This is a genomic window from Caballeronia sordidicola (assembly GCF_000729995.1).
Taxonomy (GTDB): domain Bacteria; phylum Pseudomonadota; class Gammaproteobacteria; order Burkholderiales; family Burkholderiaceae; genus Caballeronia; species Caballeronia sordidicola_A.
Genome location: NZ_JNFG01000011.1, coordinates 304,189 through 319,938, shown reverse-complemented (window position 1 = coordinate 319,938; position 15,750 = coordinate 304,189). Strand labels below are relative to the sequence as shown.

Annotated in this window: 15 protein-coding genes; 13 read left to right on the top strand and 2 right to left on the bottom strand. The window is 53.6% G+C overall.

The window, feature by feature from the left end; translation table 11 throughout:
• Positions 1-395 precede the first annotated feature (395 nt).
• Together FH08_RS0113100 and FH08_RS0113090 are read left to right on the top strand one after the other, a co-directional pair.
• On the top strand, positions 396-1,262 hold the full coding sequence (locus FH08_RS0113100; RefSeq protein WP_051888228.1) for an alpha/beta fold hydrolase: 867 nt from the start codon (positions 396-398) through the stop codon (positions 1,260-1,262).
• A 1,770-nt stretch (positions 1,263-3,032) separates the two neighbouring features.
• Complete coding sequence (locus FH08_RS0113090; RefSeq protein WP_051888226.1) at positions 3,033-3,971, top strand: alpha/beta fold hydrolase; 939 nt, start codon at positions 3,033-3,035, stop codon at positions 3,969-3,971.
• A 111-nt stretch (positions 3,972-4,082) separates the two neighbouring features.
• Here the strand turns inward: FH08_RS0113090 and FH08_RS51850 are convergent, their stop codons facing one another.
• Positions 4,083-4,505, bottom strand: a complete 423-nt coding sequence (locus tag FH08_RS51850) for a hypothetical protein (RefSeq protein WP_152602817.1) — start codon at positions 4,503-4,505, stop codon at positions 4,083-4,085.
• Between the two features lie 282 nt (positions 4,506-4,787).
• Between FH08_RS51850 and FH08_RS0113080 the strand changes: the two genes are divergently transcribed.
• The 3 genes from FH08_RS0113080 to FH08_RS54345 all read left to right on the top strand — a co-directional run bounded on the left by FH08_RS0113080 (position 4,788) and on the right by FH08_RS54345 (position 6,964).
• Positions 4,788-5,930 carry a porin gene (locus FH08_RS0113080; RefSeq protein WP_031358751.1) on the top strand — a complete coding sequence of 381 codons (1,143 nt, stop codon included), beginning with the start codon at positions 4,788-4,790 and terminating at the stop codon, positions 5,928-5,930.
• A 504-nt stretch (positions 5,931-6,434) separates the two neighbouring features.
• The gene (locus tag FH08_RS51360) at positions 6,435-6,791 is read left to right on the top strand and encodes a LysR family transcriptional regulator (protein ID WP_160172465.1); all 357 of its coding nucleotides are present in this window, start codon (positions 6,435-6,437) and stop codon (positions 6,789-6,791) included.
• On the top strand, positions 6,701-6,964 hold the full coding sequence (locus tag FH08_RS54345; protein WP_081889459.1) for a LysR substrate-binding domain-containing protein: 264 nt from the start codon (positions 6,701-6,703) through the stop codon (positions 6,962-6,964). Before FH08_RS51360 ends, FH08_RS54345 begins: the two co-directional genes overlap by 91 nt.
• A 390-nt stretch (positions 6,965-7,354) precedes the next feature.
• Here the strand turns inward: FH08_RS54345 and FH08_RS0113070 are convergent, their stop codons facing one another.
• Positions 7,355-8,251 (bottom strand): LysR family transcriptional regulator, encoded by an 897-nt coding sequence (locus FH08_RS0113070; RefSeq protein WP_031358750.1) that lies wholly within the window; start codon positions 8,249-8,251, stop codon positions 7,355-7,357.
• A 181-nt stretch (positions 8,252-8,432) separates the two neighbouring features.
• Here FH08_RS0113070 and FH08_RS0113065 point away from each other — a divergent pair, with 181 nt between their 5' ends.
• The 8 genes from FH08_RS0113065 to andAb all read left to right on the top strand — a co-directional run bounded on the left by FH08_RS0113065 (position 8,433) and on the right by andAb (position 15,734).
• Positions 8,433-9,200, top strand: coding sequence for a chlorocatechol 1,2-dioxygenase (locus FH08_RS0113065; protein WP_031358749.1), 768 nt, complete (start codon positions 8,433-8,435; stop codon positions 9,198-9,200).
• Positions 9,197-10,309, top strand: a complete 1,113-nt coding sequence (locus tag FH08_RS0113060) for a muconate cycloisomerase family protein (protein ID WP_031358748.1) — start codon at positions 9,197-9,199, stop codon at positions 10,307-10,309. The genes FH08_RS0113065 and FH08_RS0113060 overlap by 4 nt, the downstream gene beginning before the upstream one ends.
• Before the next feature lie 71 nt (positions 10,310-10,380).
• A complete protein-coding gene (locus tag FH08_RS0113055; RefSeq protein WP_031358747.1) occupies positions 10,381-11,085 on the top strand; it encodes a dienelactone hydrolase family protein in 705 nt (234 codons plus the stop codon).
• Positions 11,082-12,146 carry a maleylacetate reductase gene (locus tag FH08_RS0113050; protein ID WP_031358746.1) on the top strand — a complete coding sequence of 355 codons (1,065 nt, stop codon included), beginning with the start codon at positions 11,082-11,084 and terminating at the stop codon, positions 12,144-12,146. Before FH08_RS0113055 ends, FH08_RS0113050 begins: the two co-directional genes overlap by 4 nt.
• A 111-nt stretch (positions 12,147-12,257) precedes the next feature.
• Positions 12,258-13,292, top strand: a complete 1,035-nt coding sequence (locus FH08_RS0113045; RefSeq protein ID WP_051888221.1) for an AraC family transcriptional regulator — start codon at positions 12,258-12,260, stop codon at positions 13,290-13,292.
• 376 nt (positions 13,293-13,668) lie between these two features.
• Positions 13,669-14,916 carry an anthranilate 1,2-dioxygenase large subunit AndAc gene (gene andAc / locus FH08_RS0113035; protein WP_035566058.1) on the top strand — a complete coding sequence of 416 codons (1,248 nt, stop codon included), beginning with the start codon at positions 13,669-13,671 and terminating at the stop codon, positions 14,914-14,916.
• 2 nt (positions 14,917-14,918) lie between these two features.
• Positions 14,919-15,395 carry an anthranilate 1,2-dioxygenase small subunit AndAd gene (gene andAd / locus FH08_RS0113030; protein ID WP_031358743.1) on the top strand — a complete coding sequence of 159 codons (477 nt, stop codon included), beginning with the start codon at positions 14,919-14,921 and terminating at the stop codon, positions 15,393-15,395.
• A gap of 12 nt (positions 15,396-15,407) precedes the next feature.
• Positions 15,408-15,734 carry an anthranilate 1,2-dioxygenase ferredoxin subunit AndAb gene (gene andAb, locus FH08_RS0113025; protein ID WP_031358742.1) on the top strand — a complete coding sequence of 109 codons (327 nt, stop codon included), beginning with the start codon at positions 15,408-15,410 and terminating at the stop codon, positions 15,732-15,734.
• Positions 15,735-15,750: the final 16 nt, after the last annotated feature.

The following is a 15,750-nucleotide window of genomic DNA, read 5'->3' as shown; positions in this document are numbered from 1 at the left end:
CAGTCACGTTGTCCATTTACGTTGGCCGGACGACGAAACAAGACGCCGCAGGGGCAAAGGAGATTTCGATAATTTTTACAGAGTGTTCGGTCAACTCCTCAGTGGCATTAGCTATGGGAAATTCTCCGTGCTAGACAGCTTGTTGATGAGAGTTCTCGCCACGCCGAGCGCGATTGCATCATCGCCGAGGCGATAGCACTAGGGCGGTATTGCGAGACGGACGATCAATACCCTATTTTCAGATGTTTGGTCATTGCCGTAGACATTGTGACAAATAAAAATCAGGGCCTTCGTTTGACTCGTGCGATTGACGCCGGCTCATAAACGGCTTCCGGGCGAGTCCGTCCCTTCCATTTGTAGAGCCTGCGTCGAATCCAGGTTCTGTTGAGCATCATTTGAGCACATCATCGTTTCCGCAAGCAGCAGGCACTTTAGCTCGCTCCTATGCAATATTGCCAGATGGCAAGGAAGTTCCCTACCTGGATGTCGGGGCAGGCGAGCCCATCTTGTTCGTGCACGGCTCGCTCTGCGACTACCGCTATTGGGAGAGCCAGGTCAATGTGTTGGCGCTCCATTATCGCTGTCTTGCAGTAAGCCTTAGCCATTACTGGCCAAGCGACCGAAGTCGCATCCTCGATGGCTTTAGCTGGGAGGTGCACACCGAGGAGCTTTCTTCGTTTATCAACGCGCTTGGACTGGAGCGCTGTCACGTAGTTGGACACTCGAGAGGCGGTGCTGTCGCATTTCATCTCGCATTGAGGCATCCGAAACAGGTCACAACGCTGTCACTCGCGGACCCTGGGGGCCCGCTGTCTTTGCGGGAATCGGCATCCAAACCCATGCCTGCCGCGATGAACGCTCTCAGGGCTTGTGTGGCCGAGATGATAGAAGCCGGTGACTACGAGCAAGGGCTTGAACTTTTTGTGGACTCAGTTTCAAAACCGGGCTTTTGGGCGAAGAGCAGCGCTGAATTCCGGCATATGGCGCTCGACAATGCTCATACTTTACCTCTTCAATTTCGTGATCCACTTCCGGCTTATTCCGCAGGTCTTGCGGAAGGTATAAGGTGCCCCACGCTTCTCATCGGCGGTCAAAAGAGTCCGAAAATGTTTCGCAATAACGTAGAGAGTCTTGCGGAATGGGTTCGTTTCGCCGTGCTTCGGACGATCCCCGGCGCCTCTCATGGAATGAACATCTCCAGCCCTCGAACGTTCAATGCCTATATCGCCGAATTTATCGGGGCAAACGCTCACTCCTCTTAGAAGCGGTGCGTGTTCCGCGACTCATCGTCACTGACGTGGAGCAGTGTCCAAAGCACTAAGAGAGCAATTGCTCGAAGATATCGCCTCAAAGCTGCGCCGGGAAGGTCTACAACTAACCTAGGTCGCAGCCGCCGACGCGATATGCACGAGCCGCAGCACTTCCTGCTCTGCGTCGAAAATTGTAAATTTGGCGGCCAAGTGAGCCGTTGCTGATCACCGCGGCTAGTGTTGGACCGATCATCTGAAAAAGTTTTCGTTGGCCACAATCTCTTGCGTCACGGTCACGACGCGCCTCGTGCCGCCCAGCTTATGCGCCCCATCCGCAGGCGGGTCGACCTTGCAGGCGATAGCAGCGATCCGACAATGTTAACCGGAACCGGCTGCCGAACTTCACAGCGCGGACATTTGAAGCCCGATACGCTCGAATGTATTTAAACGTCCGGCCGCATCACGAAGAGTCACGTGCAGCTGTTTCAAGCAGCTCTCGGGCGGTACACCTGTCGAGATGCTGTCAGAACTGTGATAGAGACCTACTTCGACCTTCGGGCGCGCCTCATTCTATCGCGCCGCTAGGCATTGGAATGCGCCGGCGGGAGGTACACATGAATTGATGTCCATCATGGTGGCATTGAAGGTGCGAGACGGCGCAACGCAAAACTTCGCCCGCTCGTCTCGTCGAGTAGCAGAGGCAATGTCCGGGAAGAGACGTTGTCGGTAACGAGCATATCGGCCGAGAAATACTTGCGTGTTATCGAAGACCGGATATCGACGAGGCACCGGATCGAAGAAGATTTTTAGGATGAACCGCAAATAGTCCAGGCCGGCGAGATGTCTCGTTCCGAATATGGTGCATCCATGTCCCGCAGATCAGAATCCGCCGCCCGAGACAAACGGCACGAACTGGGTCGTAATGTCTGGAACGACTGCCGACGCTCGTTGGGGTGTTCGAGACCTTCGTGATCGCGATTTAACTACGACCGAAGGATCGGTCATTCACTAAAACTCGATGCTTACGTGAACTTGATGCTCCTTTGCGAGGTCAGGCGAAGCGTGTGCTGCTCTTGGGAAAATGTGGCGGACAAACCAGAGCAGCCATGGCAGACCTAGGTCGAAGGCGTTGTCGTGCGTATGCACTCAAAGCGCTGTCGGCAAGGGAGACAATCAAGAGGTTGCGACGCCATATCTTCGCGCACTGTGGTCTGTTTATCCACTGAGGGCAATCCGATGCATCCCCTTGGCTGGGCAGCGCCAATTTTTAAAATACCTTCGGTGCTGTATTTTGAGACGCTCTGCACCTGTGCCATTAATTTCCAAGGGACCCCGTGTGCCAGAATTTGCGCAGCATCTCTTTTGGAGGTTCAACGATTCTTCCAGGTATTTTGACGCCACCGCGCCTGCGCTGTACCGCACGCAAGATGCGCCAAAATATTCTCGCCTTAAAAAGTGTATGTTTGCTAGTAATAGTTAGGCGGTCCGTCATTTTGGCATGAAACCCACCATTCGATGTCTTCCTTAGGTCGAACAGTTGATGATTTGATTCGGATAACTATATGTGAAAAAGCGACTCCTGCGGTCAGTTGATGAGCTGATGGATCCGCTAGCGTGTCCACAAGGCTTGGACCAATGTCGTTCCGTGCGACGGAACTCCGCCCCCGCTTTTGTTCTTCGCACAAAATTACCGCTTTGATAAACATATCGAGCAGCGCCATCACTTTTATTAGTACCTCAAAGTTAGGTTAGTTAAATCATAAAATGCACGGGAGTAAAAAGATGAAGCGCAGAAATTTCCTAACCAATTTTTCGGCAGGCGTTGTCGCAACGGGATTGACTATGTCAAACGTTGCCAATGCGGCGAGGGAAGAGAAAAAACCAACATTCGTATTCGTGCACGGCGCTTGGCACGGCGGATGGTGCTGGGCGGAAGTGGTCAGATTGCTGGCCGAGAATGGCTATGATGGCGTGACTCTAGACTTGCCCGGGCACGGCCTTAATGCGAAGTTTCCGGCCTCTTATACGGTCACCCCTCAGAACGCGGCAGGACTCAGCACTGAAGTCTCTCCGCTGGCGGCTGTTACGCTGAATCACTATCGCGATCATGTGCTGAGCATAATCAACGGCCTGGTCTCCAACGGCAGCGGCCCCGTGATTCTAGTCGGGCATAGCCTGGGCGGTGTAACGCTCAACGCAGTCGCGGAAGCTCAACCCACGCTCATCAGACGCCTAGTTTATCTGACTGCTTTCGTCCCTATTGCAAGGCCGACCGTGCTGGACTATCTGTCGCAGCCCAATTTCTTAGCATCCCAGCTTCCACCGCTGTTTTTGGGTGACCCCACCCCATTGGGAGCGGCGCGCATCAACCCGAATTCGAACGATCCGACCTATGTTGCCAACGTTAAGAATGCACTATATCGCGATGTCAAGGACAGCGTCATTACCGCGACGATGAATATGCTGACTCCAGATGAACCTCTCCATGGATTGTCTGATCCGGTGATTGTAACTCCTGGACATTGGGGTAGTGTGCCACGTTCCTTTATTCGTTGTACAGACGACCACGCCATTCCCATTGCTGGGCAAGATCAGATGATCGCTGAGGGTGATAAGCTCACCCCGCTAAATCCATTTTTGCTGAAGACCCTTGACAGTAGCCATTCAGCATTTCTCGCGCAACCAGAGGAAGTGACGAGGTTGTTGCTTGAGATGGTGTGACGGTTAATTCCTCAGCGAGGACTATTATTGGTAGTCCCTTGTATTTACGGATGCCTTGGCAAGAATGCAATGCTGACACCGGATTAAAATCCGGTGCCGGGCATACTATTGCTATTTTAGTTCCATAGGAATGTTTGGACATAGGGCGATAGGTATTGGCGAGATGCGAAACACACCCAAAAGGCTGCAACCGAACCGGCGCAGAGTCCCGTTGGGCGACACTGACTGCACCACCGCGGTGGAAGCACGGCGTGATCCTGATATGACTTCGTTGCCAGCGATCATAGGGGTAAGTTCCGGCGAGAACGCGACCCCATCCGATTCTTTGCCCGCGTAAGCTAAGCTTCGCGACAGGCGACGTTTTCTAGATTGCCCTATCACAGAGATGGCGCGCGGCGTCCATTGATATTCCTCGTCCAATCGATCCTTCGGTTTCCGCTTGCCACAGGAAACTATCTCAGCACGACGCTGAAAATCCAAAAGCTCCATGATTTCGTCAATCGATGCCTTCGTTATCGCATCACGGGCGCTCATCGATGGTCCTTCGTGCAACGGCGAAACGCACGCGATCGAGGGCGTGCAAAGAAAGAGCTCTCACGGTCGCAATCCCCCTTCATTGACTATCAAAAGGATGCCGTTCGTTTAGTGGACATCCAATACGCCAAAATTCGCTATCCGGATATCCGGCGTTTTTCGGCCTTCATAGACTCGTCTCAAACAAGTCCAAGCAATTGAGCACGGTTCCCAAGTAATGCATTACTTGCCCACGATCCGTGCTTCGAATGCGAATTTTGATAATCCGGTTTGGAGATAAGGATGAAGGCATACCCGAAAGCACTTTTGTTTTGTTCATTGTTCGTATGCGGCGTCATCCCCGCCGCTGCACAAAGTAGTGTAACCCTGTACGGTATTGTCGATTCAGGTGTGGAATTCGTGTCCCGCGCAGGGCCGGAGAACGGAAAGCTTTTTCGGGTGCCATCCACAACTGGTTCTCTTCCGTCGCGCTGGGGATTTCGTGGGAGCGAAGACCTCAGCGGAGGCTATAAGGCGACTTTCGTTCTTGAGAGTGGTTTCAGCCCCGCTTCCGGTACGCTCGCTCAAGGCGGGCGTCTTTTCGGGCGTCAGGCTTGGGTAGGAATTGAGTCGCCTTACGGTACCCTCAGCTTTGGTCGGCAGTATTCGACTACTTACATTGCCGTATTAGAGAACGACATCATGGGGCCCGCGATCTACGGCATCGCTTCCCTTGATGCATACATAGCGAACGCTCGCGCGGACGACAGTGTCGCCTACAAGTTTAGCGCCCGCGGCGTTACCGTGTTGGCAACGTATTCCTTCGGAAGAGATGCGGCCGGGACCGGCAATTCTCCCGGCCAAGGAACCTGTGCCGGGCAGATACCGGGCGCATTCACACAGTGCCGCGACTGGTCGGCTATGTTGAAATACGACTCGGACCACTTGGGTGCGGCGGTGTCGTACGAGGAAGAACGAGGCGGCGTCAACGCGGCTGTCAATTTTTTTGATGGAGTGGCGCCGACATCACTATCTACCAGTAACGGGGTCGACGCACGGTTGTACGTCAACGCATACGCAAAGTTCCTGGGTGCTTGGATATCGGGTGGATGGCTCAACCGACGAGTAGAGGTAACCAACTCGAATTCGCCGGTTGTTACTTCAAATATGTATTTCCTTGGTGCACGATACTTCTTTACACCCTCTTTCCTGATGGATGGTGAGGTATTCAGAATCGTGAATGCCATGCACGATACAAGAGCAACTTTGTCCACAGTCCGAGCAACGTATCTCCTATCAAAACGAACTGCCGTTTACGTGCAGAGCGCTTATATTTTCAATAGCGCCAAAGCAGCCTACGGGGTAAGCGCTGGCGGTCCCGGATCATCTCCTGCGGCAGGTGTAGGTCAAGCAGCAGTCATGCTAGGGATTAGACAATTGTTTTAGAGGGCCTTTTCGGCAGGCGTACATCGACATCGACCGAAACATCGATGTCGAACCATCAAGTCAACTAATGGATAAGATATGAAAATGGCTTTGCAAGGCAGACGTTGTTCTAGCGCTTTCGTAAAAGGCATGGCGAGTAGCTCCAGTCGTCGCGCGCTGGGAAGCCAAGTTGAGCGGGTAGGCTGGGCACTCGTCGTCATTTCACCGCTGTATGAGGCGCGTAGCGCGCTCGAAGTGTCGAAGTATTACCTAGCAGCAGTCGATCTAGGCTCAGAATAAATCAACGTTAGATCTGGCAAGTTTCGCTGAGGAGTTTGCAGATTTCCGCTGGATCTCTCTAATGCATACACGAGACTCAAAAGGACGTTCTTCTTGGAGGCGCGGCGAGCCGGGAGGCTGGGAAGGTTCGGGAAATGAGTCGGTGACGATTTTGCTGTGGTTATATCTTCGGCCAACATGTTGTTCGAATGCACTAACACGAAAGCTATGGACAGGCTCCAATGCATGCGTGTCTTCGTCCAGGCTGTAGATTCGGGCGGCTTCAGCGCAGCGGCTGTCAGACTGGATATTTCGACTGGATCGATCTCTAGGGCGATCGGCGTTCTTGAGGAGCATCCTCGAACCCGCCTTCTACAGCGGACGACAAGAAGGACAATACTCACCGAAGCAAGCGAGGCCTATCTTAATCGATGTCGGAGAATATTTGAGCAGATCGAGGAGGTCGAGGCCGAAGCGGCCGGCGCCAAGCTGCGCCGCAAGGCCGTCTTCGGATACATTCGATCTCAAATTTCGGCCAACACTATATCGTCCCCCTTGTCAGCAAGTATCATCACATATTTCCCGATGTTAGGATTGATTTGACACCGGGGCCGTATGTTCCGAATGTCATCGATGAACGCTTCGACGTATCGATCGTTTCGGCGTCGCGAATGGACGACACTTCGCTCGTTTCTCAACGCATCAGAAGTGTCTTCAGCCTTCTCTGTGCAGCACCGGTATATATCGAAAAACACGGCCAGCCGGAGCTCTTTTAAAATCTTTCGAACCATTGCTGCTTGCAGCTTGTGGCGCCAGTGTTTTCAGGGACGAAATGGCAATTCGACCGCCAAAATGGAGAGGATTCCATAGATATAACCAATCCCGTTTCAGTATGAACTTCGCCGGAAGCGATGGCGGTCGCAATACGGCAGGGCCTTGGTATAGGATTTCTTTCTGCTGCCCGCTGCACTCGATGATTTACGTCGCGGATCAATGGTTCGCGTGCTTGCGCCTTACACGTTTGAGAAAATGACGGTGTACGCACAATATCCGTCCCGAAGACACCTTAACGCGAAGGTTCGCAGTTGGCTCGAGTTCCTCCAGGTTACGTTGCCGCCGATCCTGAAATCGGACAAACGCATACACCACCAATTGGCCGGGAGACCCTAGCTTTCGTCCATTCCTTTTGCGAACGAGGCGACAATCTGTAACGCCGAGTCGACAATGGGACTGCGTCGGTGTGCGCGGAAAACGCAGCTTACAGGAACCGACAGTTTATGTGGATCGAGCTCGAGAAACGTCACGCCAGGCCAGCGAAGGTGGGCGACGGAGGTCGGTACTAGCGTCGCGCCTATTCCTGCCGCTGTGAGCGCAAGGGCTGCGGTCACATCCTCAACCTCGGCAGCTACTTTTAGCTCAACTCCCTCGGTTCTAAACAGAGAGACCACTTTATCGGCGAAACTTGGTCTGTCTGCGCGCGGATAGAGCACGATAGGCACACCGACTAAATCAGAGACCGTTCTCGCGCCGGAGACACACTTATCCCACGGGTCGGCAACGGCAACATGAAGCGTTTCGACGCCGATGTTCCAAATTGTGATCTCGTCGGTGGGGGAATAGAATCGCCCGAAACCAATATCAACCACTCCGGAAAGAATAGCCTCCAGCTGTGCCTCTTTGGTCATATGAGACACGGAGATCGTGGCGTCAGGAAACCGCGCAAGGAAGCGCCTAACAAAGGTCGGCACCGTTTCGAAAACGGATGTGCCGAAATATACCAGGTTCAATTCTCCAGACTCGCCTCGCGCAGCAGCCTGCGATCGCCGAGAAGACCGCGCCCTAAGCGCCAGCAACTGACGTGCATCGTCGAGGAATACGGTGCCCGCTGCGGTGAGCTCGACGCCACGCGCCGATCTTTCGAAAAGCTTCACCCCTAAATCGCGCTCTAACGCCTGGATCTGGCGAGTAAGGGGTGGTTGAGATATGTGCAGCCTCTGCGATGCGGCACCAAACCCCCGCGCTTCCGCAACGGCAACAAAGTATCTAAGCTGGTTAAATTCCATTTTCTGTCCCTATTTTTTGCTTAGAACCGACAAGTGACGTTTTTAGACGGATTGGGTAGGACATACCGAATCGGTATGTAGGTCTGGTAACAAAGGTATTGGACGGTATGTGTCACTGCTTTCTATCATGACTTTAGGGCGGTTGTCGCCCATACGAGCAACTTTTAGTCGGAGAGAAACCGTGAACAAGCGAGTTAAGGATGTCGTCGAAGCGATCGTCGGGGCAGTGCAGCGTGTGCTTGACGAAAAAGAAGTTTCCGAATCGGAGTATCGGAACGCGCTGCATTACCTTATGAAAGTCGCAGAAACCGGCGAGACGGCGCTGCTTTGCGACGTCTTCTTTAACAGTACGGTGGTGGCGACCAAAGCTCGTACTAGCGGCGGATCGACGCCGGCTATCGAAGGGCCGTACTACCGCGACGATGCGCCACTGGTCGACGACCGGCTCAAGACATACGCCACTGACGATCACAAGCCCTTGCTCATTAACGGAACCGTTAAGGCGGTCGACGGGACCTTAGTCGAAAATGTAACGATCGATGTGTGGCATTCGACGCCGGATGGCAAGTACAGCGGCTTTCACGACGATATTCCGACCGATTTCTATCGCGGGAAATTGCGTGTCGGCAAAGAGGGCAGTTTTCGCGTTCGCACGACCATGCCGGTTCCATACCAAATTCCAGATCAAGGGCCCACAGGCGCGTTGCTCGAAACGATGGGCGGTCATTCATGGCGGCCGGCGCATGTTCATTTCAAGGTCAAGGCGCCCGGTTACGAAACGTTGACCACTCAGTATTACTTCGAAGGCGGCGATTGGGTCACGGACGATTGTTGTAATGGCGTCGATTCGAGCCTGATCGCTCCAGATCTGGTGGAAGAGGGATCGCGCGTTATGAATATCGATTTCGTCATTGAACCCGCACGCGAACAGATGGGAGCGCAAGCATGAAGATTGACGCGATAGAGGCTGTAATTGTGGACGTGCCGACTAAGCGGCCAATCCAAATGTCGATCACCACGGTGCACCAACAGAGCTACGTTCTTGTTCGCGTCTTGGCAGATGGACTGGTTGGTGTCGGAGAAGGCGGGAGTGTGGGCGGTCCCGTGTGGAGCGCAGAATGCGCGGAGACGATCAAGATCATCGTCGAACAATATCTGGCGCCCCACCTTGTGGGAACGGATGCATTTAATATCTCAACGGCTCTTCAAACGATGGGGCGAGCGGTAACCGGAAACGCGTCTGCTAAGTCCGCTGTCGAGACGGCACTATTGGATCTGAAAGCTCGCGCGCTGGGAGTATCAATTTCGGAGTTGCTTGGCGGGAGGCTGCGCAGTTCGATTCCTATCGCTTGGACTCTGGCAAGTGGCGATACCCAACGCGACATCGATTCCGCGGTGGAAATGATCGAAAGAGGACGCCACAATCGGTTCAAGGTAAAACTCGGTTTTCGCTCTCCCCGGGACGACCTCGCGCATATGGAGGCCCTCGCAAACAGTCTGGGATCGAAAGCCTTCCTGCGCGTCGACGTCAATCAAGCGTGGGACGAACACGTCGCATCCGTGTACATCCCGATGCTTGAAGCGCTAGGGGTGGAGCTCATCGAGCAGCCCGTTGCCCGAGAAGACACGCGCGCATTGAAGCGACTCTCTGATGCCAACCGAGTGGCGATCATGGCGGACGAGAGCTTGAGTACCTTAGCTTCGGCATTCAATCTTGCGCGCGACAGAAGTGTGGATGTGTTTTCGCTGAAGCTCTGCAACATGGGCGGGGTCTACGCAACGCAGAAAGTCGCGATAGTGGCCGAAGCGAGCGGGATTGCATCGTACGGCGGAACGATGCTCGACTCGACAATCGGCACATCAGTTGCACTTCAACTTTATTCCACCGTTCCTTCGCTTCCGTTCGGGTGCGAACTCCTAGGTCCGTTTGTACTGGCTGACACGTTGAGCCAAGAACCGCTCGAAATCATCGATTATGAGCTTCAGGTCCCCGTGGGGTCCGGTCATGGCATGACACTTGACGAAGACAAAGTGCGCAAGTACGCACGAAAGAGCTAGGTGGAGCGACGGCGGACATGCGGTGAGCTTCCTCGTAAAACACGCCTTGCACCTACAACTGGAGAATTCACATGCTTACAGATGGCGTTGAGATCACGTCTGTCTCGGGTGCCCGCTTTGGCGCCTACCTTGGCAAGCCGACGACTCCCTCTGCACCGATTGTCGTGATCGCACAGGAAATTTTTGGAGTCACGCCGTTTATTCGACAAACGGCAGATTGGTTGGTCGGTGCAGGTTTCGGTTGCATTTGCCCCGATTTGTACTGGAGACAGGCGCCGAATACCGAGCTTGACGCAAATGCACCGGAAGAGCGGGAACGGGCGCTTGCCTTGTTTCGAGATTTCGATTTGGAGGCAGGCGTCGACGATCTCGCACGTACCATCGAATATGCTCGCACACTTCCATTTTCGAACGGCCGGATCGCGGTTGTCGGTTATTGCCTCGGAGGTGCGCTGGCTTTTGAAGTGGCAGCGCGGTCATTGGCCGACTGCTCTATAGGTTATTACGGTGTGGGACTTGAGAAGAAAGTTTCCAGCGTGCCGAGCATTGTCCGGCCATCGATGTTTCACATGGGTACTGAGGATCACTACGTCTCCTCGGAAACACGCACTATCCTCGTCGAGCATTTCGTCCGAAACAAGAACGTGGAACTGCATTGGTATGCAGCGGGACATTCATTCGCGCGTTCGTCGAGCCCCAATTTCAATCCGACAGCAACCGCTGCGGCTAATGCTCGGACGCTGGAAATGCTCGATAGTTTGAAGACCTCCTCATGAAAAAATTCACTTTCGACTATTTGAGTCCTAGGGTCGTCTTCGGACCCGGTAGCGTGTCTGCGTTACCAGATGAAATAGAACGGCTTGGATCACGTCGTCTCCTTGTGCTGAGCACGCCCGAGCAAGTTGAACTTGCAGAAAATATTGTCGATCCGCTCGGCGACAAGGTAGCAGGCTTTTTTGACGGCGCAAAGATGCATGTTCCTGTCGAAGTGATACAAAAAGCCAAGCAGGCCTTTGCTAACGCCGATGCCGATTCAATCATCGCCATCGGCGGAGGGTCGACCACTGGCCTAGCAAAAGCTCTTTCGATGAGTCTGGGCGCGCCTAGCGTGGTAATTCCAACGACCTACGCTGGTAGTGAGATGACCACGATCTGGGGTATCACGCAAGACGGAATAAAGAAAACCGGCAGGGACGCTAAGGTCCTGCCGAAGACGGTGATTTACGATTCGTTGCTCACTGTCAGCCTCCCGCTTGCTATTACCGTGACCAGCGCCTTGAACGCGGTTGCTCACGCCATGGAGGGATTGTATTCGACCGAACTTAATCCCGTTATCGAGTCCATGTGCAAACAAGGCATTTGCGCCTTGTTCGATGCCATTCCACGGCTTGTGCAACGGCCAGCCGATGTTGATGCACGTACGGACGCGCTATTTGGAGCGTGGATGTGCGGCACGGTATTGTGTCATCTCGGAATGGGACTGCATCACAAACTCTGCCATACGCTTGGCGGAACACTCAACCTTCCCCATGCGGAAACACACGCGGTCGTGCTGGCCCACGCTCTCGCTTACAACTTGCCGTACGCCGCGCCGACCAAACGGTTGCTTGAGGAGATTCTCGGCACCGATGATGTTCCGGGGGCTGTATACGAGCTCGCCAAAAACGCTGGCGCACCGCTCAGTCTGGCCGAGATTGGTATGCGAACAGAAGATATTGCGCAAGTGCGCGATTTGGCACTAAGAGATCAGTATCCGAATCCTCGTCCGCTGGAAGCGGACGGGCTTGAGGCGCTTCTTAATAATGCGTTCCATGGACGGAGGCCGGCCTATCATTGAGGTTATCGCTCTGTCTTGCTGCGGTCCATTAGGAATCAGCGCCGACTCTCAGGGTTTATGGCCGGATTACACTGATTCGGGAATTACCGTCAGATAATTTCGGAGCTTACGATGAACGCGAACCCGATCAATCTCTCCCCTCTTTATCATCGCTGCATTTTCAGGTCGTCGTCCCGTGTCGATTGTCATGAGGAGGCTGCTCGAGAGCTTGCCGAGCATCGGCTTCGTTGGCGCGAGGGTAACGCCGACATGGTTCTGCACAAAGCTAACCTCCGGGGAATAGGGGTCTACTTGCTGCGGTACGGGGCTGAAGTCGAAGTGACGCCGCGCCCGTCCAACGATTTCGTGGTTTTCCATTGGTCGTTGTGCGGGCTTGTCGAGATGGTATGCGACGGTCAGCGAGCCGTGTTACTTCCGGGCCAAACAGGTTGGATGTTCCCGCGCCGATCATGGAATATGCGCTGGCAAACGGGCTCCGAACAACTCATCGTTAAAGTGCCCACATCTCTGATTAACGCAGGCCGCAGGTTGGACAACGAGGTCTTGCCCTCATTCGGATTGCTCCCTGCGAAATTTGAGCCGCAGTGGCTTGTGCTCGTCCAGACCTTACTTGCGACGATTTCGGGTCCAACAGAGGCCGAGGGATACGATGCCTGGTCATCCCAACTTGAGAGACTCATAGTCGATTTTCTGCTGATGGGAGCGGCCAGCGTGGTCGGCCGCGGTCGCAACCACCAGCCTCAAGCGCATCCAACTTTAGGGACGAGCGCTTCCGGGCGCGATAGGCACCCGATCGATCGAATGGAAAACATCGTCGCTGATCGTCTCGGAGCGCCGTGGTCGCTTAACGATCTCGCGGAAGCGGCGGGCGTAAGTCCCCGCGTGTTGCAGATAGCCTGCCTGCGCGAACGAAATTCTTCGCCGATGGATGTTTTGCGCAATATGAGACTGGACGCCGCTCACAGGCGTATGCAGGCTTCATGCTTCGCGAGCGTAACAGAGACCGCGCTAGACTGCGGATTCGGACATCTCGGGCGATTCTCGACTTATTATCGCGAGAGGTTCGGGGAGTTGCCTAGTGAAACTTGTGCACGTCGAAATGCGAAAAATCCGGTCTCGCGGCTTGAGGCGGCGACTCATTCGTAGCGTCGACTCTAAAAATAAAAGACGGCAAAGTATGTATCGAAAAATGACGGGATCGACCGAATTGGGGTCGCCGGGGGCTGTAATTGTTTGATTAAGGTCAGCGTTATCTCGTTGAACAACCGCAAGGTTACGGTCGCGCTCGAATCGACGCCGATCAAGCGCCTGGCTATTGCGCTGCAAGGCGCAAGCTGATTCAAGCGCCGACAGCCATACCCGTATGAGCACGCGGCCGTTCGGAAAGCGAATAGACCGTTTAACCAATAAGCCTTCGTAAATTGGATAGGTGGTTACCCGAATGCTTCGGGAACTGGCTAGTTACGATATTTTCAGGTTCTTAGACTTCGTTGTGTGAAGCCAAACATGACGGAGCTATTAAATGCAAAGCAGCCCTACATTACATGATTTTCCGACATTCCCGCGAGATGACGGATCATCTGTTCCCTATGAAGTATTCAGTTCTAACGCAGTGTACGAGAGAGAGCAGGAACGCATTTTTCGAGGTCCTTACTGGTCGTTCGTTGCACTGGAGTGTGAGATTCCGGCTTCGGGTGACTTCAAGAGCACTTTTGTTGGTGACACTCCGGTTGTAGTGACCCGGACTGCGGATGGCATTGCATGCTGGGTGAACCGTTGCGCGCACCGAGGAGCGCAACTGTGCAGAGAAAAGAAGGGAAACGCGACCTCTCATACTTGCGTCTATCACCAATGGAGTTACAGCCCGGCCGGTGATCTTCAGGGTGTTCCATTTCGTAGGGGGCAGAAAGGGATGGCGGGCATGTGCAAGGACTTCGTCCCGGCCGAACACGGGTTGACTAAGTTGCGAGTGGATTCCTATCGAGGTTTGATCTTTGCCACATTTAGTAACGAGGCGCCCGCGCTGGTTGACTATATCGGGCCGAAGATGCGTCCATACATCGATCGGATTTTCCATAAGCCTATCGTCTACCTTGGATGCACTCGTCAATACTCGAAGTCTAATTGGAAACTTTATGTTGAAAACGTAAAGGACGGTTATCACGCGAGTCTGCTACACCTATTTCATACGACATTCAATATCTTTCGCGTCGGAATGCAAGTGAGGTCGGAGGTGGCTGAAAACGGCCTCCACAGCATATTTACATCGACGAAGCCTAAAATAACGGAGGATACCGGGGCCGCCTATGCCGCCGAGAAGATTCGGACGATGGATGAAAGCTTTGTTCTTGAAGACCCGTCGCTGCTTGCGCAGATCCAGGAATACGACGAGATCACGACAAATAACATCCAGACCATCTTCCCGCAATTGGTCGTCCAGCAAATTCACAACACGCTTGTCGCTCGCCAGTTGCTGCCGAAAGGACCGGGGAACTTCGAGTTGGTATTCCATTATTTCGGGTATGAAGACGATACGCCGGAAATGCGTGAGTTAAGGTTTTTACAGGCGAACCTTGTCGGTCCTGCCGGGTACATTTCCATGGAAGACACCGAAGCGACGGAACTTGTCCAGCGCGCAACAGCGCGAGACCCGAATGTCACGTCATTCATGGGGATGGCTCGTGATGTTCCTCCGGAAGAAAACTCCGCCATCACCGAAAACATGATTCGGATGTTCTGGGTCGGATATCAAAATCTCATGGGGTTCTGAAAATGGACGACAAACTGAAAAGCTGGCTTGAAATTAGTACTTTAGCCCATCAGTACATCAGCGCGCTGGACAATGACCAACTCGAGGAATGGCCTACCTTCTTCACTACAGATTGTCACTACGAGATTATTCCGAAAGAAAACTTCGACGCTGGTCTGAAGGCGCCGGTTATCTATTGCACCAATCAGAAGATGCTGCGTGATCGGGTCGTTTCTTTGCGACATGCGAACATTTATGAAAAGCATACGTACCGTCACATGATATCGGGGCTAGTGCTCGGTAAGGAGCATGACGGTCAAATTACGACTACCTGTAGTTACGTCGTTATCCTTACGGATCAGGAAGGTGAGAGCGTGGTGTACCAAACCGGCGCTTACCACGACACCGTGGCACGCAGCGATGGTGTGCTCAAATACAGTAGAAAAATCGCAGTCTATGACACATTACGGGTGCAGACACTTTTGGCAACGCCCATCTAAGGAGACACTGGAATGACGCAATGGCACCGAGTTGCTGGATGCGCCGACGTCACCGACGACACGCCTGTAGGAGCTTTGGTGGAAGGGGTCCCGGTCGCACTTTTCTCCGTGGAAGGTGAGTATTACGCGCTTCATGATTTATGCACACACGGAGCGGCTAGGTTGTCTGAGGGGTTCGTCGAGAATGGGTGTATCGAATGTCCACTACATCAGGGGTTGTTCGATCTGAAAACAGGGTCGCCACGTTCAGCGCCGGTGGTCGAACCAGTGAGGACCTATCCCGTTAGAGTTGTCGACGGCCATATCGAAGTCTGTCTACAAGAGAAGTATCAGTCGTGACAGGAAAGAACCGTCG

Coding starts and splice junctions, on each gene's coding strand:
- FH08_RS0113055 (WP_031358747.1), top strand. CDS start 10,381: ATGCTTACAGATGGCGTTGAGATCACGTCTGTCTCGGGTGCCCGCTTT.
- FH08_RS0113060 (WP_031358748.1), top strand. CDS start 9,197: ATGAAGATTGACGCGATAGAGGCTGTAATTGTGGACGTGCCGACTAAG.
- FH08_RS51850 (WP_152602817.1), bottom strand. CDS start 4,505: ATGAGCGCCCGTGATGCGATAACGAAGGCATCGATTGACGAAATCATG.
- andAb (WP_031358742.1), top strand. CDS start 15,408: ATGACGCAATGGCACCGAGTTGCTGGATGCGCCGACGTCACCGACGAC.
- FH08_RS0113045 (WP_051888221.1), top strand. CDS start 12,258: ATGAACGCGAACCCGATCAATCTCTCCCCTCTTTATCATCGCTGCATT.
- FH08_RS51360 (WP_160172465.1), top strand. CDS start 6,435: ATGCGTGTCTTCGTCCAGGCTGTAGATTCGGGCGGCTTCAGCGCAGCG.
- FH08_RS0113070 (WP_031358750.1), bottom strand. CDS start 8,251: ATGGAATTTAACCAGCTTAGATACTTTGTTGCCGTTGCGGAAGCGCGG.
- FH08_RS0113050 (WP_031358746.1), top strand. CDS start 11,082: ATGAAAAAATTCACTTTCGACTATTTGAGTCCTAGGGTCGTCTTCGGA.
- FH08_RS0113080 (WP_031358751.1), top strand. CDS start 4,788: ATGAAGGCATACCCGAAAGCACTTTTGTTTTGTTCATTGTTCGTATGC.
- FH08_RS0113090 (WP_051888226.1), top strand. CDS start 3,033: ATGAAGCGCAGAAATTTCCTAACCAATTTTTCGGCAGGCGTTGTCGCA.
- andAd (WP_031358743.1), top strand. CDS start 14,919: ATGGACGACAAACTGAAAAGCTGGCTTGAAATTAGTACTTTAGCCCAT.
- andAc (WP_035566058.1), top strand. CDS start 13,669: ATGCAAAGCAGCCCTACATTACATGATTTTCCGACATTCCCGCGAGAT.